This window comes from Streptomyces sp. NPDC002669 (genome assembly GCF_042889165.1).
GTDB lineage: Bacteria > Actinomycetota > Actinomycetes > Streptomycetales > Streptomycetaceae > Streptomyces.
Genome location: NZ_JBIAQQ010000014.1, coordinates 12,046 through 38,032, shown reverse-complemented (window position 1 = coordinate 38,032; position 25,987 = coordinate 12,046). Strand labels below are relative to the sequence as shown.

At 73.1% G+C, this 25,987-nt stretch carries 22 protein-coding genes; 14 read left to right on the top strand and 8 right to left on the bottom strand.

What is annotated here, in order from left to right; all coding sequences use genetic code 11:
- Window positions 1-66: 66 nt before the first annotated feature.
- Window positions 67-687 carry a TetR/AcrR family transcriptional regulator gene (locus ACFYW1_RS21340; protein ID WP_388995202.1) on the bottom strand — a complete coding sequence of 207 codons (621 nt, stop codon included), beginning with the start codon at window positions 685-687 and terminating at the stop codon, window positions 67-69.
- Window positions 688-784: 97 nt separating this feature from the next.
- On the opposite strand from ACFYW1_RS21340, the gene ACFYW1_RS21335 reads away from it, so the two are divergent.
- Window positions 785-1,951: a 2,4-dienoyl-CoA reductase gene (locus ACFYW1_RS21335; RefSeq protein WP_388995199.1), complete on the top strand. Its 1,167-nt coding sequence runs from the start codon at window positions 785-787 to the stop codon at window positions 1,949-1,951.
- A 178-nt stretch (window positions 1,952-2,129) separates the two neighbouring features.
- Here the strand turns inward: ACFYW1_RS21335 and ACFYW1_RS21330 are convergent, their stop codons facing one another.
- From ACFYW1_RS21330 to ACFYW1_RS21320, 3 genes are all read right to left on the bottom strand, one after another.
- On the bottom strand, window positions 2,130-3,035 hold the full coding sequence (locus ACFYW1_RS21330; RefSeq protein ID WP_388995609.1) for an endonuclease/exonuclease/phosphatase family protein: 906 nt from the start codon (window positions 3,033-3,035) through the stop codon (window positions 2,130-2,132).
- 233 nt (window positions 3,036-3,268) lie between these two features.
- Window positions 3,269-4,645, bottom strand: a complete 1,377-nt coding sequence (locus ACFYW1_RS21325; RefSeq protein WP_388995196.1) for a cryptochrome/photolyase family protein — start codon at window positions 4,643-4,645, stop codon at window positions 3,269-3,271.
- A 196-nt stretch (window positions 4,646-4,841) separates the two neighbouring features.
- Complete coding sequence (locus ACFYW1_RS21320) at window positions 4,842-5,963, bottom strand: PP2C family protein-serine/threonine phosphatase (protein ID WP_388995192.1); 1,122 nt, start codon at window positions 5,961-5,963, stop codon at window positions 4,842-4,844.
- 172 nt (window positions 5,964-6,135) lie between these two features.
- On the opposite strand from ACFYW1_RS21320, the gene ACFYW1_RS21315 reads away from it, so the two are divergent.
- Together ACFYW1_RS21315 and ACFYW1_RS21310 are read left to right on the top strand one after the other, a co-directional pair.
- Window positions 6,136-7,170, top strand: coding sequence for a helix-turn-helix domain-containing protein (locus tag ACFYW1_RS21315; RefSeq protein WP_388995189.1), 1,035 nt, complete (start codon window positions 6,136-6,138; stop codon window positions 7,168-7,170).
- Window positions 7,171-7,302: 132 nt separating this feature from the next.
- Window positions 7,303-10,695: a S8 family peptidase gene (locus tag ACFYW1_RS21310; RefSeq protein WP_388995186.1), complete on the top strand. Its 3,393-nt coding sequence runs from the start codon at window positions 7,303-7,305 to the stop codon at window positions 10,693-10,695.
- Window positions 10,696-10,766: 71 nt separating this feature from the next.
- On the opposite strand, the gene ACFYW1_RS21305 is transcribed toward ACFYW1_RS21310, so the two are convergent.
- Window positions 10,767-12,305 (bottom strand): amidohydrolase family protein, encoded by a 1,539-nt coding sequence (locus tag ACFYW1_RS21305; RefSeq protein ID WP_388995183.1) that lies wholly within the window; start codon window positions 12,303-12,305, stop codon window positions 10,767-10,769.
- Between the two features lie 590 nt (window positions 12,306-12,895).
- Here ACFYW1_RS21305 and ACFYW1_RS21300 point away from each other — a divergent pair.
- From ACFYW1_RS21300 to ACFYW1_RS21270, 7 genes are all read left to right on the top strand, one after another.
- Entirely contained in the window at window positions 12,896-13,501 is a 606-nt protein-coding gene (locus ACFYW1_RS21300) for a restriction endonuclease (protein ID WP_388995180.1), read from the top strand.
- A gap of 203 nt (window positions 13,502-13,704) precedes the next feature.
- Complete coding sequence (locus ACFYW1_RS21295; protein WP_388995177.1) at window positions 13,705-14,544, top strand: CPBP family intramembrane glutamic endopeptidase; 840 nt, start codon at window positions 13,705-13,707, stop codon at window positions 14,542-14,544.
- Entirely contained in the window at window positions 14,541-15,698 is a 1,158-nt protein-coding gene (locus ACFYW1_RS21290; RefSeq protein ID WP_388995174.1) for a sensor histidine kinase, read from the top strand. Before ACFYW1_RS21295 ends, ACFYW1_RS21290 begins: the two co-directional genes overlap by 4 nt.
- On the top strand, window positions 15,695-16,354 hold the full coding sequence (locus tag ACFYW1_RS21285) for a response regulator (protein ID WP_388995171.1): 660 nt from the start codon (window positions 15,695-15,697) through the stop codon (window positions 16,352-16,354). Before ACFYW1_RS21290 ends, ACFYW1_RS21285 begins: the two co-directional genes overlap by 4 nt.
- A gap of 116 nt (window positions 16,355-16,470) precedes the next feature.
- Window positions 16,471-17,340 carry a hypothetical protein gene (locus ACFYW1_RS21280; RefSeq protein ID WP_388995168.1) on the top strand — a complete coding sequence of 290 codons (870 nt, stop codon included), beginning with the start codon at window positions 16,471-16,473 and terminating at the stop codon, window positions 17,338-17,340.
- Window positions 17,337-17,651 (top strand): hypothetical protein, encoded by a 315-nt coding sequence (locus tag ACFYW1_RS21275; protein WP_388995165.1) that lies wholly within the window; start codon window positions 17,337-17,339, stop codon window positions 17,649-17,651. Before ACFYW1_RS21280 ends, ACFYW1_RS21275 begins: the two co-directional genes overlap by 4 nt.
- 73 nt (window positions 17,652-17,724) lie before the next feature.
- Window positions 17,725-18,273 (top strand): GNAT family N-acetyltransferase, encoded by a 549-nt coding sequence (locus ACFYW1_RS21270; RefSeq protein ID WP_388995162.1) that lies wholly within the window; start codon window positions 17,725-17,727, stop codon window positions 18,271-18,273.
- Window positions 18,274-18,794: 521 nt separating this feature from the next.
- On the opposite strand, the gene ACFYW1_RS21265 is transcribed toward ACFYW1_RS21270, so the two are convergent.
- On the bottom strand, window positions 18,795-19,772 hold the full coding sequence (locus ACFYW1_RS21265; RefSeq protein ID WP_388995159.1) for an ArsR/SmtB family transcription factor: 978 nt from the start codon (window positions 19,770-19,772) through the stop codon (window positions 18,795-18,797).
- A gap of 89 nt (window positions 19,773-19,861) precedes the next feature.
- Between ACFYW1_RS21265 and ACFYW1_RS21260 the strand changes: the two genes are divergently transcribed.
- Both ACFYW1_RS21260 and ACFYW1_RS21255 read left to right on the top strand, forming a co-directional pair.
- Entirely contained in the window at window positions 19,862-21,166 is a 1,305-nt protein-coding gene (locus ACFYW1_RS21260) for an MFS transporter (RefSeq protein ID WP_388995154.1), read from the top strand.
- A 182-nt stretch (window positions 21,167-21,348) separates the two neighbouring features.
- The gene (locus tag ACFYW1_RS21255; protein WP_388995150.1) at window positions 21,349-21,942 is read left to right on the top strand and encodes a DinB family protein; all 594 of its coding nucleotides are present in this window, start codon (window positions 21,349-21,351) and stop codon (window positions 21,940-21,942) included.
- A 225-nt stretch (window positions 21,943-22,167) separates the two neighbouring features.
- Here ACFYW1_RS21255 and ACFYW1_RS21250 read toward each other — a convergent pair whose 3' ends face one another.
- Window positions 22,168-22,971, bottom strand: coding sequence for an SAM-dependent methyltransferase (locus ACFYW1_RS21250; RefSeq protein ID WP_388995147.1), 804 nt, complete (start codon window positions 22,969-22,971; stop codon window positions 22,168-22,170).
- Window positions 22,968-23,810 carry a helix-turn-helix domain-containing protein gene (locus tag ACFYW1_RS21245; RefSeq protein ID WP_388995144.1) on the bottom strand — a complete coding sequence of 281 codons (843 nt, stop codon included), beginning with the start codon at window positions 23,808-23,810 and terminating at the stop codon, window positions 22,968-22,970. The genes ACFYW1_RS21250 and ACFYW1_RS21245 overlap by 4 nt, the downstream gene beginning before the upstream one ends.
- 207 nt (window positions 23,811-24,017) lie before the next feature.
- Here ACFYW1_RS21245 and ACFYW1_RS21240 point away from each other — a divergent pair, with 207 nt between their 5' ends.
- Together ACFYW1_RS21240 and ACFYW1_RS21235 are read left to right on the top strand one after the other, a co-directional pair.
- Window positions 24,018-24,305, top strand: coding sequence for a hypothetical protein (locus ACFYW1_RS21240; RefSeq protein WP_388995141.1), 288 nt, complete (start codon window positions 24,018-24,020; stop codon window positions 24,303-24,305).
- Between the two features lie 623 nt (window positions 24,306-24,928).
- A complete protein-coding gene (locus ACFYW1_RS21235; protein ID WP_388995138.1) occupies window positions 24,929-25,978 on the top strand; it encodes an aldo/keto reductase in 1,050 nt (349 codons plus the stop codon).
- Window positions 25,979-25,987 lie beyond the last annotated feature (9 nt).

The window sequence follows — 25,987 nt, the reverse complement described above, 5'->3', positions numbered from 1 at the left end:
CGCCGAAACGGGCCCGGCCCGTTTCGGTGTACGGGCACGGCGGCCGGGGCCGCGAGGGGCGCGGGATCAGCCGGGAGGCGGGGGAGCCCCCGTGGTCCGCCGCCCGTGCCATGCCGACGAGGCGTCGAACAACGCCTGTACGGCGCTGCGGACCTGCTCGGCGACCACCTCCGGGGTCGAGGCGTCGAGTTTGCCGTCGAGGTGCAGGAACGCCAGTCCGTGGACGAGGGCCCACACCGTGGTCGACAGGGCGGCCGGGTCGGTGCCCGGGAACGTGTCGTGGGTGATGGTGTGGACGTACTCCCGGATGGCGGCGGTCGCGGCGACCCGCTCCGCGTCGTCCGGGTCGCACGGTTGCGCGAACATCACCCGGAACAGCGCCGGGTGGTCGAGTGCGAAACGGACGTAGGCGACGGCGACCGCCGCGAGATCTTCGGCCGACCCGGGGGAGGGGTGGGCTGCGGCCGGGCAACCGGCGAGCTCGCGGTAGCCCTCCGCCGCCACCGCGGAGACGAGCGCCTCGCGGTCCGCGTAGTGACGGTACGGAGCCGCCGCCGACACCCCGGCCCGCCGCGCCACCGCCCGCAGGGACAGCCCGGCACCGCCGTCCTCCTCCAGGAGTTCCCGCGTCGCGCGCAGGCAGGCGGCGCGCAGATCACCGTGGTGGTACGCACTTGCTTGCGGCATGGTCCGCACCCTCTCATGTTTACAGCGTTTACATTGCCCCCTGATGTGAGCGATGTATACATTGTGATCGGCCGAGACGAAAGAAGAGGGAACGCGGATGACCGACGCGCTGTTCTCACCGCTGCCCTTGCGCTCCGGGGCGACGCTGGGCAACCGGATCGCGAAGGCGGCCCTGGAGGAGGACGTGGCCGGCGACGGGCAACTGCCCGACCAACGGCTGTCGGCCCTGTACCGGCGCTGGGCCGCGGGCGGCACCGGACTGCTGATCACCGGCAACGTCATGGTCCACGCCGAGGCGCTGACCGGCCCCGCGGGCATCGTGCTCGACGACGCCGCGCCGCTGGAGCCGTTCACCGAATGGGCCGCGGCCGCCAAGTCCGGCGGCGGGGCCGTGTGGATGCAGATCAGCCACCCCGGCCGCCGGATCCGGGCGAACATGCCGGGAGTGGTGTGGGGGCCTTCCGCGGTGGGCGTCGACCTGGGGCGGCACAGCGGCCGTTTCGGCCGGCCCGTCGCCATGCCCCCGGAACAGACCGAGGCCACCGTGGCCCGCTTCGCGGTCACGGCCGCGCGGGCCGAACGGGCGGGGTTCGACGGCGTGGAGATCCACGCCGCGCACGGCTACCTCCTGTCGCAGTTCCTCTCCCCGCTGTCCAACCGACGCACCGACGCGTGGGGCGGACCGCTGGAGAGGCGGGCCCGGATGCTGCTGGACGTGGTCCGCGCCGTCCGCGCCGTCGTTTCACCGTCCTTCGCGGTCGCGGTGAAGATCAACTCCGCCGACTTCCAGCGCGGCGGATTCGACGCGGACGACGCCCGAGAGGTGATCGCGATGCTCGAACCGCTCGGCGTCGACCTGGTGGAACTGTCCGGCGGCAGCTACGAGAGCCCGGCGATGACCGGCCGCTCCGCCGACGCCCGCACCCGGGTCAGGGAGGCATACTTCCTGGACCTGGCGAAGGACCTTGTCGGGACCAGTCCGCTGCCGTTGATGCTCACCGGCGGCATCACGCGACGCGAGACCGCGGAGAAGGTCCTCGCCGACGGCGTGGCACTCGTCGGGATGGGCACCGCCCTCGCCCTCACCCCGACCTGCCCGCCCGCTGGCGGGAGGGCCGCGAGGCCGAACGGCAGCTGCGGCCCGTCGACTGGTCCGACAGGACCCTCGCCTCCGCCGCCGGGATGGCACAGGTCCGCCACCAGATGCGCCGCCTCGCCCGCGGAAGCGATCCCGCGCCCGGCATCCACCCGGCGCGCGCCCTGATCACCGAACAGCTCCATCAGCGGCGGGCACTGCGCCGCTACCGCGCCCGGCTGTCCGGGGCGCGGGACACCGCGGTCGCGGACCGTGCCGGGTGAGCCGGACGGCCCGGGGCGCCGCGGGCCGGGGCCCGCTCTCCGGGCCCTTCGCGGTCGCCCCGCAAGGACGCCGAGCGCGTCACTCAGCCCAGTTCGATCCGGGCGGCGACCGGCAGGTGGTCACTTCCGGTGGGCGACAGGGTGCGGATCTGACGGACGGCCGCCGAGCGGGCCATGACCTGATCGATGCGGGCCAGGGGGAGCCCGGCGGGGAAACTGAAGGCGAAACCCCGCTCCGCCGTGTTCATCCGGGAGGTCAGCGGGGCCAGCCCGCGATCGTCGACGGTGCCGTTGAGGTCGCCGAGCAGGAGGACCGTCCGCACGCTCTCGGCGGCGATGGCCCGGCCCAGCAGGTCGGCGCTCTCGTCGCGCCGGGAGGAGGCCAGGCCGCTCGCCCCGACGCGGATCGAGGGCAGATGCGCGACGTACGCCGCGATGTCACCGTGCGGAGTGCGGACCACGGCCCGCAGCCCGCGGCTCCAGCCCCCCGTGATCCCCCGGGGCCTGATGTCCACCGCCCCGGCCTCGGTCAGCGGGTGCTTCGACCAGAGCCCGACAGTGCCCCGGACGGCGTGGTACGGGTAGTCCGGGGCGAGGGTCTGCGCGTACGCCGTCAGCGCCGGGGGCACCAGCTCCTCCAGCGCGATGAGGTCGGGCCCGGCGTCGGCCAGGGCGCGGGCGGTGCCCGCCGGGTCGGCGTTCTCGTCGCTGACGTTGTGCTGTACCACGACCAGTTCGTTCGGGCCGGGCCCGGCCCCGGGCAGCAGCAGCCCGCCGAAGAGGTACGTCCAGGCCGCCACCGGCAGCAGCAGCGCCGTCAGCGCGAGCACCGAACGGCGCAGCAGGGCCAGGACGAACAGCACCACGACCACCGGGCCGAGCCAGGGAAGGAACACTTCCAGCAGACTGCCCAGGCGGCCCACGGAGTTGGGCACCGCCCGGTGGAAGGCCATGAGCCCGGCCGTCAGCACCGCCAACCCGGCGAGCACCCGTCCCCGCTCCAGGGCCGACCGGTGCGGCGAGTCCCGATCCGTGCCGTCACCGGCGGCCCACGGCACGGACCGCCGTCGTATCCACCGGGCCACCGCTGTCTTTCCCTCCACCATGGCTCCCCATCCGTGTCCGCCCGACCTCGCTGCCCAGGACGGGGCGACGGGCGGAACAGTTCCCGGGCCCCGCCCCCAGGAGGGTACGGGCGGGCCTCCACCGGGTCCGGACGCGGTCAGTCCGCCAGGCCGCGGGCCCTTCGGAAACGGTCCCTGCCCTCGGACAGCGTGACGACGGGGCCGGGGTAGCCGTACCGGGCCCGCTCCGGCGCCGGCAGCTTCCACGGCTCGTGCACCGCGGCCCCCGCGATCCCGTCCAGCTCGGGCACCCAGCGGCGGACGTACGCCCCCTCGGGGTCGTACCGCCTGCCCTGCGTCACGGGGTTGAGCACCCGGTTGGGCCGGGTGTCCGTGCCGGTGCCGGCCACCCACTGCCAGTTGAGCTGGTTGTCGGCCACATCGCCGTCCACCAGCAGGTCCAGGAAGTGGCGGGCGCCGACCCGCCAGTCGACGTACAGCGTCTTGACGAGGAAACAGGCCGCGAGCAGTCGCCCCCGGTTGTGCATCCAGCCCTCGTGGGCGAGTTGTCGCATCGCCGCGTCGACCACCGGATATCCGGTACGGCCCCGCTTCCACGCGGCGATCTCATCCGCCACCGCCGTACCCGACCGCCAGTGGTCGTGCCGGGTCCGGTAGTCCGCGACGGCTGCCGCGGGCCGGGCCGCGAGCACCTGATGGTGGAAGTCGCGCCAGCACAACTGCCGGACGAACGCCTCGGCGCCCGCACCGCCCACGAGGCGTGCACGGTGGACGAGTTCCGCGGGGGAGAGGGTGCCGAAATGCAGGTGCGGGGAGAGGCGGGAGGTCGCGTCGCCGGCCAGGTCGTCATGGCGGTCCGCGTAATCCGCCGCACCGGTGCGCCACCAGGCCGTCGCGCGCCTGCGGCCCTCGCTCTCCCCGCCTGCGGCCAGCCCCTTTGACACCCCGGCCACCGAGGCGCGGGAGGGCAGCTCCTCCGACGCGACGCCGTCGGGCACGGGCACCGCCCGCGGGGCGGGCAGCGGGGTCCGCGGGAGCACCTGCGACCAGCGGCGGAAGTACGGGGTGAAGACCGCGAAGTGGTCCGACCCCGCGGGTGTCACCGCGCCGGGCGGAACGACGGTGGTCACCGCGTCGTGCACGCGCAGGCGCCGGCCCGCCGACGCCAGCGCCTCGCGCAGCCGCGCCTCCCGCGCCAGGGCGAAACGGCTCACCCCGGCCGACATGTGCACCTCGTCCGCGTCCACCTCCGCGGCGACCCGGCACACCTCCTCCACCGTGCTGCCCGAGCGCACCACCAGCCTGCCGCCGCGCCCGCGCAGGGCGGCGTCGAGGTCGCCCAGGCAGTCGGCGAGGAACGCCCGGCGATTGGGCGGGGCGAAGCCGGCCGCGTCGACGGCGGGATCCCGCACGAACAGCGGTACCACTTCGCCCGGGGCCGCGAGCGCCGCGTGCAGCGGCGGGTGGTCGTGCACCCGCAGATCTGCGGTGAACAGGACGATCGGGACGGTCATTGCGTCACTCCTGGTCGGGTCCGGTCGAGGGAACGGCCCCCTGACAACCGCGCGGACCCCCGGACGGTGGCGGGGGCCGCGGGTGTTTTCCGGGCACGACGCGACACGTTCCCACCGGGCGGCGACCGGTGAAGGGGGCGCCGGCCCCCGATGGGCCGCCGGAACACCGGATGTTCCCGGCTCCGTGCCCGGCCCGTCAGCGGCGCGGTGACCGCCGCACCGTCAGGACCGCCACGTCGTCGTGCTGCTCGCCGCCCCCGGCGAACGCGCGCGCGTCGTCGCAGAGCGCGCGCGGCAGATCGGTGGGGGAGAGCGACACCCGCCGGGCGAGGCTCTCGGTGAGGGGATAGAACGAACCGTCCGCGGCGCGGGCCTCGGTGAGCCCGTCCGTGGTCAGGACCAGGGTCGCACCGGGCGGGAAGGTGAACCAGTCGACCGTCGCGGGTTCGTCCGCGAGATCGGCGAGACCGAGGGGGACGCCGGAGGTGAGGGCCGGCGTCGTGACGGTGGCGTCCTGCAGCAACTTCGGCAGGATGTGACCGCAGTTGATGGCCTGCGCCTGTGCGCCCGCGTCGACGCCGAGAACGAGCGCGGTGACGAACCGCTCGTCGTCGCCGGTCTGCGCGGCATAGGAGTTGTGCCGTACGACGGAGGCGTCCAGGGCGTCGACGAGCGCGGTCAGAGTGGGCTCCCGGTGGGCCGTCGCGCGGAAGGCGCCGATGACGGCGAACGCGGCGCCGACCGCCGGAAGACCCTTCCCCTGGACGTCGCCGATCAGCACCCGGGTGCCCCACGGCGAGTCGACGACGTCGTAGATGTCCCCGCCGACCAGACGGTCCTCCTGCACCGGCTCGTACACGCCGTTCACCAGGACGTTGTCGGTGAGCATGGGCAGGGGGCGCAGGATGTGACGCTGCATCGCGGCCGCGGTGGAACGCAGCCGCACCATCTCCTGTTCCCGGTTGATGCGGCGGTGGCACGCGTAGACGGAGGCCGCCCCCAGGATGAGGGTGAGCAGGATCATGAGGATCCTGTCGAGCCACGGCCACCCGTCCCCCTGCCGGATCAGCATGGCGACGATGACGACGAACCCGGTCCAGGTGGCCACGAACTTCGTCTGGCGTACGGTGCACAGCGCGGACGCCGTGCCCGGAAGGAACACGAGGAGCCCGAGAAGCCACACCGGGGACCGCGACAGGGTCCCCAGAACCGTCACCAGCAGCGTCACCGCGGCGACGACGGTCACGACCTCGGCCCCGCTCGGGGGCTCGATGGCCTCCACCGGACGCGTCGGCTTCTTCGAATGCGTGCGGAGCACGGGACCTCCGGGGCGAATGGCGCATTTCTCCTTACCGTAGGCGGCGCCCGGCCGGGGGCGACCGCGCCTCGCCGGACGGCCGTACCCCTCCCGGCGGCAGGCATTCCGGGTCGGCGCACGGCGCGCCGGGCGGCAGGGATAGGGTGCCGTCCGAAAAGGGGGAGGGAACCGGATGCTGCAGGCGCTGGGGCTGGGACCGGCCGAGGAGGCCGTCTACACCGCTCTGCTGCCCCGGTCGTCGGCCTCCGCCCAGGACCTCGTCCGGCAGACCGGAATGGAACGGGCCGGCATCGCCCACGTCCTGCGCGACCTGGCGGCACGCGGCCTGGTCGCGATGGTGTCCGAGGAAGCGGGCGGCGGGGCGCTCGCCCCGGCCGGCCGGGAAACCGACGACGGTCACGCCACCCGCTACCGGCTCACCCCGCCGTCCGTGGCCCTCGCCCCGCTCCTCGTCGAGCAGCGCAACGCGCTGCAACGGGCCGAGACCGCGTTCTCGGTGCTCACCGAGCAGTACCGGAACACCGCCGCGCACCCCGCGGGCAGCGTCGTGGAGGTGGTCGTCGGCGTGGAGCAGGTCGCCCACCGGTTCCACCAGTTGCAGCGTGGCGCGCAGCGCGAACTGCTCGTGTTTCTCGTGGGCGCGCCGATCGCGGTGCCGCGCGAGGACACCGACCTGGCGGAGAGCTCCGCACTGGACCGCGGGGTCGAGTTCCGGGTCGTGGCCACGAAGGACTACCTCGACGGACACGAGGTGGCGCCGGACATGCGGGAGGCCATCACGGCGGGGCTGGAACTCCGTCTGGTCGAGACCCTGCCGCTGAAGATGGTCGTCTCGGACCGGGAGCGCGCCATGGTGCCGCTGGAGGTCGTCGGCTCCTGCGGCGAGCCGAGCGCCATCGTCGTGCACCGCAGCGGCCTGCTCACCGCCCTTGTGCACCTGTTCGAGAAGGAGTGGGCGCAGGCCCGGCCGCTGTACCCCACCACCACGGGCGTACGGGCGCAGGTTGCAGCGGAGAAACAGCCGACCGAAGGCGAACTCGAGGTCCTGTCCCTGCTGTTGGCGGGGGTCTCCGACCGGCGTGCGGCTTCGCAGCTCGGCGTCTCCATCCGGACCGTGGAGCGGCGGACGCGCCGCCTGATGGACCTCGCGGGAGCGGATTCCCGACTGCAGCTCGGCTGGCACGCGGCCCGCGCGGGCTGGCTGTGACCAGCACCCCGGCATGACCGCCTGACGGAAAACCGACATGCGGGAAACCCGTCACGCACAGGCATCCCTGCGCCATGCACATGTCTGCCAGGCTGCAGCCGCACCAAATCTTTGTGCCGAGTAGGGAGATTCATGCGTCCCATCACGCGTATAGCCATGGGTGCGGCGTCCGCCGCGACCCTGGCCTTCACGGCGGTCACGCCGTCCGGGGCGGCGGACGCGCCCCATGACGCCGCCTCGGGGAAGAGGCCCATCGTCGGCAGCGAGGCCGCGCAGAACCGCGGCAGGCAGACGACGGTCACGCTCGTCACCGGCGACAAGGTCCTTGTGACCACGGACAAGTCGGGCCGCAGCTCCGCGGCGGTGCTGCCCCGCGAGGACGGCACGCAGCCGATGTTCCGGACCTACCAGTCGGGCGAGGAACTCTACGTCTATCCCGACGGCGTCACCCGGGCCATCAGCGAGGGCGTGGTCGACGACCAGCTGTTCAACGTCACCGGCCTCATCCGCCAGGGCTATGACGACGCGCACACCGACGCGCTCCCGCTGATCGCCACCTACGGGAACGGCGTGAACGTCGCCAGGAACGCGCCGGAGGCACCTCGCGGCTCCGAGCAGAGCCTGCTGCTCCCCGCTGTGGGCGGCGTGGCGCTCAAGGCGGACAAGGACACCGCCGCCACGTTCTGGCGGGACGTCACCGATCCCCGCTCGCGTTCCGCCTCCGCGCTGAAGAAGCTGTGGCTGGACGGCAAGGTCGAGGCCACTCTGGACCGGTCCACCAAGCAGGTCCACGCGCCCGAGGCATGGGCGGCCGGCTACGACGGCAAGAACACCAAGGTCGCCGTGCTGGACACGGGCGCGGACGCCGGGCACCCGGACTTGGCCGACCGGATCACCGGTACCAAGAACTTCACGGACTCCAGGACCTCCGACGACTATGTGGGTCACGGCACCCACACTGCCTCCACGGTCGGCGGGTCCGGCGCCGCGAGCGACGGCAAGAAGAAGGGCGTCGCCCCCGGCACCTCCCTGCTCATCGGGAAGGTCCTCAACGACGGCGGGGCCGGTCTGGACTCCTGGGTCATCGCAGGGATGCAGTGGGCCGTCGACCAGCAGGCCGACATCGTCTCCATGAGCCTGGGCAACCCGTCGGCCAGGGACTGCACCGACCCGGTGGCACAGGCCACGGAGCAGCTCGCGAAGAGCAAGCACACCCTGTTCGTCGTCGCCGCGGGCAACTCCGGGCCGGGCACCGAGACCGTCTCCTCGCCCGGGTGTGTGCCCGACGTGCTGACCGTCGGCGCCGTGGACCGGGACGACACCACCGCCCAGTTCTCCAGCCGCGGTCCCGTGGCCGTCACGCACACGCTCAAGCCCGAGATCGCGGCCCCGGGCGTCGACATCTCGGCGGCCTCCGCCGACGGCCGCGGCGTCTACGCCTACCGGTCGATGTCCGGCACCTCGATGGCGACCCCGCACGTGGCGGGCGCCGCGGCCATCCTCCGCCAGGCCCACCCGGACTGGACCGCGCAGCAGATCAAGGCCGCACTCGTCTCCTCGGCCCGCACCGGCGGGAAGGTGGCCGGCGCCGAGGAGACCGGCGGCGGCGTCCTCGACGTGTTCGCCGCGGTGAACCAGAAGGTGCTTGCGGCCCCCTCCGTCCAGGCCGGGAGCTACAACTGGCCCCAGGACGCGTCCGACCGCACCACCGTGCAGGTGCCCCTCACCAACACCGGCACCAAGGACGTCACCCTGGAACTGAAGGTCAGTGACGTGCACGGCAACGACGGCAGCGCGGTCCGCTCCGGCATCATCAAGGCGGAGCAGCGCAAGCTGACGGTCCCCGCAGGGGCCACCGTCCAGCTGCCGGTGCGGATCGACCCCACCGCCCGCCTCCAGGACTCCCAGTACGGCGCAGTCACCGGCCGGATCCTGGCCACCGGAAACGACGTGCACGTCTCCGTGCCGGTCACGCTCCACGTCGAGCCGGAGACGGTCACGCTCCGGGTCAAGACCCTCGACCGCAACGGTGCCGCCGCGACCGGCGACTCCTCCCTGGACCTCGTCAGCCTGGACACCGACGAGGGAGAGCGCCGCAAGAACGCCGGGGCGCCCGACCAGACCTACCGCGTCCGTCCGGGCAGCTACTCCCTCAGCGGCTTCGTGACGACGTACGGCGCCGACAACTCGCCCGAATCGATGAGCTACCTCGCGCAGCCCCAGCTCCGCATCACCCGGGACACCACCGTCGTCCTCGACGCCCGCAAGGCTCACCGGCTGAGCCTGGACACCGAACGGCCCGCGAAGGTGGACACGACCACCTTCAGCTACGCCCGTGGCTGGGACGACACCTGGCAGGTCTCCGGCTCGCTCACCACGACCGGCGCTGTCCAGAAGTTCTACGCGGACATCGACGGGCGCGCCACGGACGGCACCTTCACGTTCCGGCCCACCTGGCGTGCCACCGGCTCCCAGGACGACTCGTCGTACGTCTACAATCTGACGTTCCCCACCCACGGCCCGCTCGGCGCCGACCGGACGTACCGGCCCAAGGACTCCCGGCTGGCGCGGGTCACCGAGACCTGGAACGCCATGGGCAAGGAAGCCGACTACCTCGACGCCCTGTTCCTGCGCCCCGCCGAGAACAGCGCCGCGTACGTTCCCGTGAGCCCGTACGGCTCGGTGCACGTGCCCGGCACCCGCGCCGCCTACTACACGGCCGCCGAGGACGCCGTCTGGTACCACGGCGCCATGACCAGCTTCCCGTTCGCCGCGTTCATGGGCGACCAGGAGCGCACCTACCGGCCCGGCGAACGACGCACCGAGGAGTGGTACGGCGACCTCCTGAGGCCGTCCGCGTCGCGCGACAACGACGGCAAGCTCCTGCTGGCCGCCGAGCGTCAGGGCAACCTGATGGGCTTCCAGACCGGGTTCTGGCTCGACGGTTCAGGGGACCACTGGTCCCCTGGCGGGTCCTTCGGTGACATCGGCAACCTGGCGCTGAAGCGCGACGGCGAGCTGATCGGCAAGCGTGTCGACCCCTTCGGCGTGTTCGAGGTGCCGGACGGGGACTCCGTCTACGAGCTGACCCAGAACCTGCAGAAGATCGACACCTCGGACCGGAACTGGCTGCGCTCCACCGCCGTCTCCACCTCCTGGACCTTCCGCTCGCACCGGGAGACGGACGTCTTCTCGCGTGGTCTGCCGCTGCTCTTCCCGGCCTACGGCCTCCCGGTGGACGGCATGAAGACGCTGCCCGCGGAGAAGGACCTGAAGGTCGGCCTGTCCGTCGAGGGGCATGACGGATACACCCCGGGCGCGATCACGGCGGCCACGCTGTCCTACTCCTACGACGGCGGAACCACCTGGACCCAGGCGCCGACCGGGCGACAGGACGGCCGCTGGACGGCCACCCTCGATCACACCGGGGCCTCCGGCAAGCAGGTCACCCTGAAGGCGACCCTCACCGACGCCAACGGCAACGCGGTCACCCAGACCATCACCCGCGCCTACGACGTCCGGTGAGCAATCGGTAGACAACCGGCCGGGGCCGCGTGGCAGTACGTCCGCCGCGCGGCCCCGACCGGTTCGTGCGGTCAGTGGACGCAGAGGTGGGGAGCCGCGGCGCCCGTGGCCGGGGGCTCGCTCGCGGCGGCGGCGCGCGCCACGTCGGACAGCAGACGCAGGCGCTCCGCACGGTCCAGATAACGGCCCGCGACCAGGACGGAGTCGATCCGCCGCGTATGACGGACGTCGGTGCGCGGGTCCGCGTCCAGGACCAGCAGATCGGCGCGGCCGGCGGGCAGGCCGAGCATCCGGGCGGGTGCGGTGGTCGCGGCGTGGAGGACGTCCCGGGCGGGCAGTCCGGCCTCGGCGAGCAGCTCCAGTTCGTGATGGAGGGAGAAACCGGGGACCGCGTAGCCGGTGCCCGTGTCGGTGCCCGCGAGCAACGGCACACCGGCCCGGTGGAGTTCCGCGACGAGGCGCAGCCGGTGTTCGTAGATCCGGTGGATGCGGGCGGTGTCCTGTGCGGTCCGCCCCGCGGTCAGGGCGGCCCATATGGTGGGCCAGTATTCGGTCATCCAGCCGGGCAGGTAAGCGAACTCGGGTGAATCCTCGGGGAGTTGGTCGGTGCGCTCCAGGGAGTGATGGACGGTGAGGGTCGGGACGACGTGGGTGCCGTTGGCGGCGAGCCGGTCGAACAGGGCCCGGGTGCGGCCGACGTCGTACGTCTGCACCGCTCGCCACTCCACCGCGTGCACCTGCCGGAACCAGCTCGCGTAGCGCTCGAAGCTGGTGCCGAGGGCGGGGTCGATGCGGACCCGGGCCATGGCCCGTCGGACCTCGGACTCCCGGGCAGAGGTGGCGAGGAGGAGGGCGTGGAGGTGCTCGATGGACTGCTGCCCGGCGTCACTCGCACGGGCGATGGGCAGGGTGTCGGGGCAGTGGCCCGCGTAACGCAGGCCCTGTCGGCGGGACTCGTCGGCGATCGCCTCGTACGCCTCGGGCGTGAGCCGCGAGTACACCTTGACGAAGTCGGCGCCGCTCGCCCTCGTCTCGCGCACCGCGCGGCGCGCGGACGGGGCGTCGGCGACCTCGATGACGCGTTCTTCGAGGTCGCCGGCCCACAACGAGGGGCTCCCGTCGATGATCGAACCGGCGATCACCCAGCGGGGGCCGAGGAGTTCGCCCGCGCGGATCTTGTCACGCCACTCGTGGTGGACCGGCCTGCCCCACATCTCGCGCACCGCGGTCACACCGTTGAGCGGGAAGAGGGGCGGCAGCACGTTTTCCGGCCCGTCGTTGTGGACGTGGGACTCGACGAGGCCGCCCGGGACGATGTACTTGCCGGTCAGGTCGTACACCGTCGCCCCGGGGGGAACCGGGACCTCGGCCGAACGGCCCGTACGGGTGATGCGGCCGTCGCGCACGAGGACGGTGTGGTCGGGGCCCGCACCGAGGACGGTGGCGTGGGTGAGGGCGATGGTGGTACCGGAACTCCGGTCGGACACGGATACGGACGTCGCGCGTTGCGGTGTCACGCGGGGAGTGGCCGCCGCGGACGGTGCGGCGGACAGGAGGGCGCCGCCGGTGAGGGCGGCGGAGGCGGCGAGGGCTTCGCGTCGAGTGGGCATGGCACCACTCTGGTCCCGTCCCGGGCACCGGTCACTGGCTCCAAGCGGTGAGCGGGAGGTGTCGGTGGCAACACCATGGGGAGTGGTGCCACGGAGTCCTCCGCCGGGCCGTCGGCCGACACGGGGCGCCGAGCGCGGCGGACCGCGTGAACAGCCCCGGGGGAAGGCGTGGTTCTGCGTTGTGCGAGGTCGGCAGTCGCGTGATATCCGGCCAGGAGCGATTGCTTCGTGCCATTCGTCAGCAACTGTCCCACGGACCGGCCGGGGCCCGGCTACACAGGAGGACGGAGTCGACACACCGCGTCCCCGCATGGTGGACGGTCGTTGGGGAGGTCGGGACGGTTGCTGACCATCGATGTGGCGGTGCTGCCCGCCGGTGCCGTCGCCCCGCGGCCGCGCAGGCGCACGGGGGCCGGCCGGTGAGCCCCCGCAGGCGTCGGCCCGCGGCGACCGGGCGCCCGCCGGCCCGGCGGCGTACCAGCAGGCCCAACAGGCCCGGCAGAGCCAGGAGTTCAAGCCGCCCCAACAGGGCTCGCGGACCCCGCGGACGGCGACGAGCGGACGACCGGCTGATCGGACCCGTCGCGGCCGTGGTCCTGGGCGTCGCCCTGACGGTGACCGTCGTCAACTGGCTGCTGGCCCACTGGTGGGTCCTGATCGCCCTGTGCGTCCTCGCGGCACTGGCCGGCGGCGGCCTGCTCCGCCGGAGGCGGCGGCAGGCACGGTGGGAAGCGGTCCGGGCGCGGGGGCTGCGCCACGCGCTTCCCCACCTGGACGCCCTGCACCACACCCGGTTCGAGGACGCGGTGCGGGACCTGATGCGCCGTGACGGCTGCCGGGACGCGACCCGGGTCGGCGGCAGCGGCGACCTGGGCGCCGATGTGAAAGCCACCGACCCCTACGGACGCAGATGGGTGATCCAGTGCAAACACCGCCGTGACGGCCTCGCGGGCGCCGCCGTGGGCACGCCGGACCTCCAGATCCTCAACGGCACCGCCCGGCAGGTCCACGGCGCCGATGTCGCGGTGATCGTCACCAACGGCCGGGTGACCGCCCCCGCCGTGACCTTCGCCGAGCAGCAGCGCCTCCACGTCGTCGACCGCCACACCCTGGGCGCGTGGGCGGCCGGCTCCCGCCCGTTGTGGGAGCTGCTCCGCGCCGTCCCGCCACCCCGCGAACCGACCTCGCTCTCCTGAGCACCGCAGAGCCGCACCGGCAGGGGCGTCGCCTCGCGAACTCCCCCTGCCGCTCCGGTCCTTCGGCCCTTTTCCCCGGCCCTTGTCCCCCGTGCGAGCCACAGCCGAATGTCCACCGTGAGGTGACGATCCGCGGCCGCCGGATCCGTAACGTCCGTCGCGGACCGCGGCACGCCGTCCACGGGTTCGACGAAGGAGTATCGATGAGGTTCGTCCGGCAGTTCCTGGCCGTCATGGTGATGTACGCCATCGGCGGCGGCACCGTCACCGCGGTGAAGGAGAACGACTGGCTCACGTGCGCCCTCGGCCTCGTCGTGGCCGCGCTGGTGGTGCTCGGCTACGCATGGGTCGTCCGGCGCACCGAACACCGGCAGGCCCCGGACGTGGCCCGCGAGGGCGCCGCGGCCAGGACCGGCCGGGGCGTCCTGATCGGCGCCGGGATGTTCGGCGCCGTCGTCGTGAACCTCTTCTCCTCCGGCCACTACGAGGTCGACGGCCTCGGCTCGGTGCAGGGCGCGCTGGGGCTGCTCGGCTTCATGGCCGCCGCCGCCGCGACGGAGGAAGTGGTCTACCGAGGCGTCCTGTTCAGGATCATCGAGGAGCACATCGGCACGTACGTCGCGCTGGCGCTGACCGGCCTCGTGTTCGGGCTCTCGCACCTGCTCAACGAGCACGCCACGCTGTGGGGCTCCCTCGCCATCGCCATCGAGGCCGGCTTCATGCTCGCCGCCGCGTACGCCGCCACCCGCAGCCTCTGGCTGACGATCGGCGTGCACTTCGGCTGGAACTTCGCCGCGGCCGGCGTCTTCAGTACCGAGGTCTCCGGCAACGGCAGCAACCTGGGACTGCTGGACGCCACCGTCTCGGGTCCCGAACTGCTCACCGGCGGCAGCTTCGGACCGGAGGGCAGTGTGTACTCGGTGGGCTTCGGAGCCCTGCTCACGCTCGTGTTCCTGTGGCTGGCCCACCGGCGCGGCAACATCGTCCCGTTCGGCGCTCGGCGCGCCGCGCGCGCCGACTCCACCGTTACACTGCCCCGATGATCATTCGCCGACGGGGCCCGGAGCTGTGGCGTCGGCTCGACATCACGGTCCGGGACCTGCCGCTCGGGCTGCTGCTCCTCGTCGCGTCCCTGCTGCCGTCGCTGCACGGCAACGGGACGGAGGTCGGCGGCCTGCCCACCCGGCCCGCGGACGCGCTCGCCGGGGTCGCGGCCGTACTCCAGTGCCTCCCGCTCGCCGTGCGCCGCAGGTGGCCGCTGGTCTGCGTCGCCCTGGTCGCGGCCGGCTTCGTCCTCGACCAGCTCCGGGGCTACCACCTGTTCGCCGGTTCCGCACTGCCCCTCGCCCTGCTGAGCGCGGGTTCCTGCCTGGAGCGGTACCGGCGTGCCGTCCCCGCCGTCCTCTCCGCGGCGTTCGGAGCCCTGTCCGTCGTGCTGTACCGGATCGGTCCGGGGCGCGACCCGCTGGCCGAGTTCGTGACGTTCTACCTGGCGCTGGCCCTCGCGTGGGGCATCGGTGCGTGGATGCGTTCCGCCCGCGCGGCGGAGGACGACCGTCGCAGACGGAGCGCCGAGGACGCCCGCAACGCCGAACGCACCCGCATCGCCCGCGAGTTGCACGACGTCGTCACCCACCACGTCACGGCGATGGTGGTACAGAGCGAGGCCGCCCGGTATCTGACCGCCGAGCCCGAACGCCTCGACCGGAGCCTGGCCGCCGTCAGCGACACCGGCCGACGGGCCATCACCGACCTGCGGCACCTGCTCGACCTGCTCGACCCGGACCACGGCCCCGAGCCCAGGACGCCGCCGGGCGGCCGGCTGCTCACACTCGTCGAGCAGACCCGCCGGGCGGGGCAGCCGGTGGAGTTCACCGAGGAGGGCACCCCGGCGACGACGACCGGCAGCGCCGACCTCGTGGCCCACCGCGTGGTGCAGGAGGCCCTGACCAACGCCCTCAAGCACGACCACGGCGGCAGGACCTCGGTCCTGGTGCGCCACTGCGAGAAGGAGATCACCGTGGAAGTCGGCACGGACGGTTCGGGTTCGCGGGCCGGGTCCCCAGGCGGAGGCGGACGGGGGCTGGCCGGACTGCGGGAACGGGTCGACGTCCTGGGCGGCGACTTCAGTTCCGGCCCCCGGCCGGGCGGCGGCTTCGTCGTCCGGGCCCGGATACCCGGGAGGAACCCGTCGTGAGCGCACCGATCCGGGTCCTCGTCTGCGACGACCAGGTGCTCGTCCGCACCGGTCTGTCCACCATCATCGACGCCCAGCCCGACCTGGAGGTGGCGGCCGAGTGCGGGGACGGGCGGGCCGCGGTCGAGCTCGCCGGCGAACTGCGCCCGGACATCGTGGTGATGGACGTGCGCATGCCGGTGCTCGACGGCATCGAGGCCACCCGCCGACTGGCCGGCCCCGGCGTCGAGCACCCCGTCAAGGTGCTCGTGGTGACGACGTTCAACCTCGACGAGTACGTCTACGAGGCGCTGCGCGCGGGCGCGAGCGGGTTCCTGCTCAAGGACGCGCCGCCGGACCGGCTGCTGCACGGCATCCGGACCGTCGCCACGGGCGCGGCACTGCTCGACCCCGACGTGACGCGCCGGCTCGTGGGCCGGTACGCCGCCCGGATCCGGCCCACCGAAAGCACCGCCCAGGACATTGCGCTGACGCCGCGCGAGATGGAGGTCCTCCGGCTCATCGCGGAAGGCCTCTCCAACAGCGAGATCGCCGCAGCACTCGTGATCAGCCCCGAGACCGTCAAGACCTTCGTGTCCCGCATCCTCACCAAACTCGGCCTGCGCGACCGCGTCCAGGCGGTCGTCTTCGCCTACCGCCGCGGCCTGGTGACCTGAGCCCGCGCCTGGCGTGGCCGGATCCGGCGGTGCCCTGTTTCCCCGGCCCGCCCCGTGCGGGAGGCTGTGGCGCGCGAACCACGACCGGCGGCCCGACCGACAGAACGGGGCATGTGATGGCCGAGGCACGGGAAGACGACGCGGGCCGGCCCGCGCAGCACACGATGACCTCGTTCGACGACCTCTACGACCGGGCCGATCCCCGCGCCTTCTTCCGTGAACTGGGCACGCTCGGCTACCGGGCACCCCATCACGCCCAGCGCGTCTTCCGCCGACTGGCGGCACTGCGGCTGCGGGCCCCGGGGGAAGCGGTGCTGGACCTGTGCTGTTCGTACGGCATCAACGCGGCACTGCTCAACCACGAGTTGTCCCTGGACGACCTGTACGCCCACTACACGTCGCCGCGGGTGGCCGCCATGACCACCGAGGAACTGACCGAGTACGACACGGCCTTCTTCCGTACCCGCCGCAGACGGGACGCCGTCCCGGTGATCGGCCTCGACATCGCGTCCAACGCCATCACCTACGCACGAGCGGTCGGACTGCTCGACGCCGGGTTCACCGAGAACCTGGAGACCGCCCCGCCGACCCGGGCCCTGCTGGACGCGGTCCGGAGCGTCCGGCTCATCACCCTCACGGGCGGTGCCAGCTTCCTGTCCCGGGCCACGTTCCAGCCACTCCTGGACAACGCCCGCCCACTGCCATGGGTCGCGGCCTTCGCCCTGCGCACCAGCCCCTACGCTCCCATCGCCGAGCATCTGGCCGGTCACGGCCTGATCACCGAGACGTACACCGGGCGCACCTTCGTCCAGCGCCGCTTCACCGGCGCCGCCGAGCAGCGGTACGCCACCGACGCGGCGATCGCCCAGGGGCACGACCCGGACGGCAGGGAATCGGCGGGCCACTTCCACACCGCACTGTGTCTCTCGCGCCCCGCGGCCGATGTCGGCACGCCCCCGCTCGACGAACTGGCCGCGGACGAATGACCTCCGCCCTCCCCACCGGGAGATCGGCCGGCCCGGCCCACCACTCGGTGGTGGGCCGGCCCGGGGCCGAGTCGCTCGCGTCCGGCACCGACGGCCCGACCCGCGCCGCGGTGCTGCTCGGCGCGGCCGACGCCGCCCGGCGCGGCGTGGGCGCCCCGCTGCCCGCCGCGGAACGCGCCGACGTCGACCGGATCACCGCCCGGACGACCACCGCCCTGGGCGAGGAGGCGTTCCGGGCGGCCTTCGAACACGGCGCGGGCCCGGCCCCGGAGGAGGCCGCCGCGCTCGCCCGCACACCGACGGCGGACTGAGCACACCCGGCGACGCGAGCCACCGGCGTACGCGAAAGCAGATCGGTGCCGCCGGGACGATAGGTTGCCCACCATGACCGAACTCGGACCCGACGCCTGGCCCCCCGCCCCGATACGGACCGAACGGCTCGTGCTCCGCGAGTCCGGGGCCCCGGACCGTGCGGCGTTCATCGAACTGTTCGCCTCGCCCGAGGTGGGCACGTACATCGGCGGTGCCCGGCCGCGCGACGAACTCGAACGCGCGGTGCCCGAAGTGGCGGGGCGACGCCCCGGCTGTTTCGTCGTGGAGCTCGACGGAGCGATGGTCGGCATGATCACGCTCGACCGGCGCGGCGCGGACCGCCGGGGACACGTCCGCCCGGAGGGCGAGGAGGCCGAGCTCGGCTACCTGTTCCTGCCGCGGACATGGGGACAGGGCTACGCCTTCGAGGCGTGCGCGGCGGTCCTCGACTGGTTCGCCGCCGCACTGCCCGGCGAACCGGTGGTGCTCAGCACCCGGACCGCCAACGAACGCGCGATGCGCCTGGCGGCCAAGCTGGGGTTCACCGAGGTGGAACGGTTCGAGGAATGGGGCGCCGAGCAGTGGTTCGGCGTACGGCACCCGGGCACGCCGACCGGTTGAGCCGACGCCCGGCATCACCCCGTACGGCGCCGGCGCGGCCGGGGACGGGCGGGGGTGCGTCGTGAGTGCGGCGGGGAGTGGGAGAACCTCGACAACTGCCCGGTGCCGAGCCCCGAGAAGGCGCTCTCCGCGCGAAACGCGGCCGCCTCCCGCGCACTGAGCACCGACGGCGTCAACGCACTGGAGATCGTCTCCACGAACCAGTCGAATCGGTCCGGCGCCGGTATCTCCACCGCGCTCATCCCGTGCCACATCGTCGAGCCCCCATGGTCCGATCCCCGCCCGGATGCCAGACCGTCCGGGCGAGGCGAAGCCCGCCGTACGCCCGCGCTGCTCGTACACGGGCCGCGGCCGGGACCGGACGCAGTCGCCCGGTCCGCTGGAGCGCAGCCTCTTCCACGGCGCCGACTGCCCGCCCGGAAGTACTGGCCACTGCCTGTTTCCGGGCTGCTTCGCAAGCCGCCCGGGACACTCAACCGCCACTCTCCTTGGTCACGGCGCGGAAATCGTGCCGGACCCCCTCAGTCCGAACCGGCGACCAGTGCCTCGCCGAGCGGGGTGCGCCGGTAGAGGACCGACCGTCCGGACCGGGCGCGGGCGAGCAGCCCCGCGCCCCGCAGGATGGCGAGGTGGTCTCCCACCGCGCCGGGCGCCATGGCGAGGCTTCGGGCGAGGTGGCTGGTACTGGCCGGGGCGTCCAGCGCCAACAGCAGCCGGGCCCGGGCCCGGCCGACCAGAGCGGTCAGCGCGTCCGGCCGGGGGGCGGTCTCCTGCTCGCCCCACAGGGCGGCGGTGCCGCGGGCACGGTAGACCAAGGTCCTGGGCCAGGGGTCTTCCAGGTGGGCGGCGACATGCCCGACGAAGACCGAAGGGATTAGCAGCAGCCCGTCGCCGGCGAGGCGGACCGTTCCGCCTCGGAAGAAGCCGATCTCGATACCGCCGGTGCGCCAGGCGATGCCCGGGTGCAGGCCCTCGACGGCCCTGGCCCATCCGTGTTCACCGATCACACCCACCCGGTGCACGACATCGCGCTCGCAGATCGCGCGCAGTTGCGGCCAGTCCCCGGCGAGCAGCTCGTGCCACGCCCGGTCCATCGCTTCGGCGATCCTGGAGACGGCGTCCGTCGAGTCCAGCACCGCGCGTACCCGGGGATCACGGGCGGACGGGCCGGTCGCGGTGGTGGCGAATTCGTGGCGCGCCGCTTCCAGCGGTGTGGCCCGGATCAGAGCCAGGTCGTCCGCCCAGGTCTGGTTGAGGCCGCGCGGGGGCGGGGCGACGAAGTTCGGTCCGCCTTGCGGGGTCTGCAGAGCGAGGGCGGCGTCCAGTTCGGTCTCGCGGCGAAGCCGTTCGAAGGCCGGCCGGAGCCGGGCGGCCCAGGCTCGCGGCAGCGGCCGGTCCTGGCCGGCGAGCGAGCGCAGCAGCAGGCAGAGGTCCAGCGCGGGCGACAGTGCGAAGCGGCTGCGCAGCAGGTCCTCGACGGAGACTTCGAAGCGGAGCACCCTGCGATGCTACCGCTGGACACCCGGTTCGATTCGTCCAGCGACGAATCATTGGTGAGTGGCAGGGGCGCCCGGCGAGGCTGCGCGTCATGACCCCAACCGCCGGACCCGCGCAGGGCAAGGGCCGTGCCACCTACCGGGAGGTGCTGGCCGAGCCGCGATTCCGGCTGCTCTTCTCGACCCGCACCGTCGCGATCACCGCGGACTCGCTGCGGATCACCACGTTCTCGGTGCTGGTCTTCGAGGCCACCGGCTCCGCGCTGTTGAGCGCCCTGGCCTTCGGCATCGGCTTCCTCCCGCAGCTGTTCGGCTCGCTGCTGCTGGGCTCCCTGGCCGACCGACTGCCGCCCCGCGCGCTCATCGCGGGCGGCTACGCCTTGGAGTGCGCCGCCGCCCTGCTGCTCGCCCTGGTGCGGATGCCGATCGCGGTGAGCCTCGGTGCCGTGGCGCTGGTCGCCCTCGCCACACCGGTGTTCAGCGGAGCGTCGAGCCGACTGGTCGCGCAGTGGCTGGAGGGCGACGCCTATGTACTGGGCCGTTCGCTGAACAACATCGCCGCCTCCGGTGCGCAATTGTTCGGCCTGGCGCTGGGTGGTGCGGTCGTCGCGGTACTCGGCCCGCACCGGGCGCTCGCGGTGAGCGCAGCCCTCTACCTCGGCTGCGCGCTCGCCATCCGCATCCGGCTGCCCCGGCTGCAACCGGGAGGGTCCGGCGGCGCCGGGGGCGAGGGCGGGGCCGTCCGGGCAAGCCTGCGCGGTGCCGGCCTGCTGCTGCGCGCACGCACGGTGCGACGGCTGATGCTGGCCCAGTGGCTGCCGCCCGCGTTCGTAGCGGGCGCGGAAGGTCTGATCGTCGCCTACGCCGGCGGACACCACTTCGCGCCCGGCCGGTACGCGGTGCTGATGGGCTGTCTGCCGGTCGGCATGCTTGTCGGCGACCTGCTGGTGGGGCGACTGCTGCGGCCGCCCGCCCGGGAGCGGCTGGTAGTCCCGTTGACCGCGCTGACGGGACTGCCGCTGATCGGCTTCGCCGCCGAGCCCGGAGCGGGCGTCTCGTCCTGTCTGCTGCTGCTCTGCGGCTTCGGATTCGCCTACGGTCTCGGCCTGCAACGACCGTTCCTGGACGCCCTGCCGCAGGACGGCCAGGGCCAGGCATTCGGCCTGCTCGGCTCCGGCAGCATGACGCTTCAGGGCGTCGGGCCGGCCTGCTTCGGCCCGGTGGCCGCAGGCATCGGAACAGGCGGCGCGATCGCCCTGGCGGGCGGCGCGGCGGCGCTTGCCGCCGGCTGGATTCTCACCTGGCACCCGCCCGCGCCCCCGGCCCCCGTCCCGAACCGCTCGACGGGACCGGAGAACAGCGCCGAACAGCATGCGTGCGGTTCTCCTGCGCGGTAACCGTCGCGGGCCGGGTCGGCCGCGAGCCGTCACCCGCCCTGCCCCGCCCCCACGTCTCCCCGGCGGGCGGCCATTCCCGGTGGCTCATCGTGCGAGAAGTCCCGAGCCCCGGCCCTGCCGGTCGTCACGGACCACCTGCGGGATCTTGAGACCACGAACAACCCATGGAAGGTTCATGCCACATGATCGATGAATTCGCGAAGGACAACCTGCACGGGAGACTGCGGCGGGACCGCGAGGCGCTGCTCTGGAAACTCGACGGCCTGTCCGAGTACGACGTCCGCCGGCCGTTGACCGCGACCGGGACCAACCTCCTCGGCCTGGTCAAACACGTGGCCACCGTCGAGGCCAGGTACTTCGGCGAGGTCTTCGGCCGGCCCTCCCCGGAACCGCTGTGCCGGTGGCAGGACTCCGACGGCAGCGATCTGTGGGCGAACGAGGACGAGAGCCGCGATCAGATCATCGAGTTCTACCGGCGCACGTGGGAACACTCGGACGCGACGATCGACGCGCTTTCCCTCGACGCCCCCGGCCACGTGCCGTGGTGGTCGGAGCCCCGCCCCAACACGAACCTGTTCGCCGTCCTGACCCATGTCCTCGCCGAGACCGTCCGGCACACCGGGCAGGCCGACATCCTGCGCGAGAGCATCGACGGCCGCACCGGGCTGCGCGCCGAGCACGAGCAGCGGATCGACGAGGAAGCCCGTGCGGCCCACCGCGCGAAGATCGAGCAGGCCGCCAGGTCGGCCGCGTCGATCGGGGCACAGAACTCCTGAAGAAACGATCTTCGAGGCGCTCGGATCACCCCGGAACCGATGGTCCGGGCTGCGTGAGCAGCCCGGACGACACGGACCGAAACCCCGGACCCGCCCCTGTCGTCCACCGCGCCGACGGGGGCGGGGCACCGAGAATCGCCCGTCGGTCTCGATCCGGATTCCGAGGCCGCCCATGCCCCGCCGGCACCCTGTACGAGTCGTGAGCCGGCTCCGGCCGGTATTTCGTCAGGCGTTCCGAGCAGCCTTGTAGGCGACGTACCCCCACTGCTCGGTGTCCGGGCCGGGGTCGGAGCCGGGGTCGGGGAACCAGCGGTTGATCGGCCCGAGGCCGGGCGGAGGAATGGTGAGGCCCTTCGCCATCTCCGTCATCGCCCCGGCGGAGCTCGTCACGTAGGGGACGGCCCCGGAGGACCCGTAGGAATCGCTCGCGGCGTCGGCCTCGGGGGACGCCAGGGTCGTGCACAGCACCAGGCAGCTGCCCGGCGCGAGACGGGCCATGTACTCCTGCACCAGGGCGGCGGCCTCGGCGGGGTCGGTGACGTGGCCGATGACGGACATCAGCATCAGTGCGACCGGCCGGTCCAGGTCCAGCGTCCGCGCGGCGTGGGCGAGCACCGTGTGCGGGTCCGCCAGATCGGCGTCCACGTAGTCGGTGGCGCCCTCGGGCGTGCTGGTGAGCAGGGCGCGGGCGTGCGCGAGGACGATCGGGTCGTGGTCGACGTAGACGATCCGGGCGTCGGGCGCGACGCGCTGTGCGACCTCGTGGGTGTTGTCGGCGGTCGGCAGCCCGGTGCCGATGTCGAGGAACTGCCGGTACCCCTGCTCGCCGGCCAGGTGCCGTACCGTCCGCCCGAGGAACGCCCGGGTGGCGAGGGCCAGGTCGACCATGACGGGGTACTCGCGCTTGATCTGCTCGCCGAGCTCCCGGTCCGCGGCGAAGTTGTCCTTGCCCCCCAGCAGGTAGTTCCAGAACCGCGCGGAGTGCGGTTTCTCGGGCTGGAGGTCCAGGTCCTGTGTGCCGTCGGTCATGAGGGGGAGTCCTTTCCGGTCCGGATGAGGGTGGTCGGGGGCGGGGCGAGGGCCGCGGTCGCGTCCATCGCGGCGAGGTAGGCGAGGACCGCCCCCTGGTCCTCCGTGACCGTCGACGCCTCCGGGTGGAGGCCGCGCACGATCAGCCGGTCGGCGAGCTGCCGGTGGGGATAGCGCAGGATGTCCGCCGGTCCGCTCAGCAGCAGCGGGTGCTGTCCGGCCGTCGCGGGGATCACCTGGAGGGTGATCGCTCCCCGGTGCACGGCGAAGCGGTCCAGGTGGGCGAGCTGCTCGGCCATCACCTCCCGGCTCCCGATCACCCGCTCCAGTACAACGTCCTCGACCAGGGCCCACAAGCGCACGGGCCGGTCCGTGCGGTGAACGGTGTGCCGCTGGCGCTCCTCCAGGAGCCGCAGCCGCCGGCAGATCTCCTCCGCACCGGCCCGGGGGTGCCGCAGCTCCAGGAGCGCGCGGGCGTAGCCGGGGGTCTGGAGCAGTTCGGGAACCACGCCGGGGGCGTAGGTACGGATCAGGCTGGCGGCCGATTCCAGGTCGATCACCCCGGCCAGGTGGTCGGGGAGGATGTCGCGGTACGGATGCCACCAGCCCGGCCGGCGCACCTCCTCCAGCGAGGCCAGGACCGTCTCCGCCTCGGCGTCCGGGGTCCCGTACAGGCGCAGCAGGTGGCTCACCGTCGCGCGGCGCGGGGCGGTCCTGGCGAGCTCCAGACGGCTGAGCGTCATTTCGTGCACGCCGAGGGCCGCGGCGGCGGCCTCCAGGGTGAAGCCCGCGGCCTCGCGCCGGGCGCGCAGCTCGGAGGCGAACAGACGCAGGGCCACGGTGGGGCCGGAGCGGGGCCGTGACACAGACAGAGCCCTTTCTCGTCGGCGGGTCCGCGTTCCACGATCCAACAGTGACCGCCGCCCCGCACTCTGCAGGGTTGCAGAGTGTCGGACGACCCTAGATAGTGGTTTAGGCCACTTGGCCGAAAATTCTTCTCCCGGTGGTTCACCCCCCGAGGAGTGGAGGTACTCATGTACGTCTGTATGCCGGCAGGCCTCGGCTCGATCCGTCACACCCAGCGCGTCGTCGCCGCCGAGCTTCGGCTCCGGCACTGCCCGCCCGAGCAGATAGCCGATGCCCAGCGGGTCGTCGCCGGTCTCCTCGATCCGCTCTGCCGGGCCGCGGACGTCCGTCAGTACGGCCTCACCGTCCAGCAGTCCACCACCCTGGGCACGGTCTTCGTGAGCGTGGACGCGGACGGTACGAACATGCGGCGCGAGATACCCATCCCTCGCCCCCGCCCCCCTGTCGACGACGCCCCGGAACCCTGACCGGGTCGACGATGCCGGGCGAGCCGGCCCGGCGTCCCCGGAGGGTCGGCTCTCCCCCTGCCGGACGCGGGGCCGCCTCCACGACCGGCTGCACGCGCTGCCGGCCCCGGAGCGGCTGTCCCGGCGGTTCGCGACGGCGGACGACGACCGGGTGCCGCATCCGGACCTGCACTCGGATCTGCGTCCGGGCGACGTGCTCCTCACCCGAAGCGGTCCCATGGTGACCGGCCGGCGCACCGCGGGCGCCGACGATCCCGCTGCGGACGTGGCATGACCGTCGTGACGGCCGGCGGCGCGGAGGTCCCCGGACCGCCCGCCCGGGCCGGAGCCTGTTCGCGCACGGCGTGCGCAAGGGCCGGCGGACCGACCCCGCGGGACGCATCGGGGAAGCGGCCGGGGCCGGACCGGCGGACCCGCACCTGACGGCCGCGGAGGCGGCACGGCTGCGGCGTCGCGCCGACGGCCGGACCGGACGGCGAGGCCGCTGAACGAAGGCCGGAGGCGCATCGATCCCGCCACCACGTACCCTGCGGCACCGAATCCGGCCCTTGACTTCGAGCCCGCTCCAACTCGTAGGCTCCGCCGGGCACACCGTAGCCCGCACCACCGGCCCAGGAGTCCTCTTGCGATACCGCACGCTCGGCAGAACCGGCATCGAGGTCAGTGTCCACTGCCTCGGCACGATGATGTTCGGCGCGATCGGCAATCCCGACCACGACGACAGCGCCCGGGTCATCCACGCCGCCCTCGACGCCGGCATCAACTTCGTCGACACCGCCGACATGTACTCCGCGGGGGAGAGCGAGGAGATCGTCGGCAAGGCGCTCGAAGGCCGCCGCGACGACGTCGTGCTCGCCACCAAGGTGCACTTCCCGATGGGGGAGGGACGCAACCGCAGCGGCAACTCCCGGCGCTGGATCATCCGGGCGGTGGAGGACAGCCTGCGACGGCTGCGGACCGACTGGATCGACCTCTACCAGATCCACCGCCCCGACGAGAACACCGACATCGAGGAGACGCTGTCGGCCCTGAGCGACCTGGTCCACCAGGGCAAGATCCGCACCTTCGGCTGCTCGACCTTTCCCACCGAGGACCTGGTCGAGGCCCACCACGTCGCCGAGAAGCGCGGCCTGCTGCGCATGCGCACCGAACAGCCGCCGTACTCGATCCTGGCCCGCGGCATCGAACGGTCGCTGTTGCCGGTCTGCCAACGCCACGGCATGGGCGTGCTGACCTGGAGCCCGCTCGCCGCGGGCTTCCTGTCGGGCAAGTACCGCAAGGCGCGGACGGCCGACATGGCCACCGGCCGCGCCGCCCTGCAACCGTTCCGCTTCGACCCCGAACTCCCGGAGAACGCCGCCAAGTACGAGGCCGTGGAGCAACTGGCCGAGCTGGCGGCGGACCTGGGCCGCTCACTGCCCGAACTGGCCGTCGCCTTCGCCGCGACGCACCCCGCCGTCACTTCGGTGATCATCGGCCCGCGCACGATGGACCAGCTCGACGGCCTGCTGAAGGGCGCACAGCTCACTCTCGACGACGCGACCCTGGACCGCATCGACGAGATCGTCCCGCCGGGCACGGACATCTACCGCGCGGATGCGGCGTGGACCCCGCCGTCCCTGACCGACCCGTCGCGCCGGCGCCGCCCCCTCGCGGAGCGCTCCGCGAGCTGAGCTCCGTAT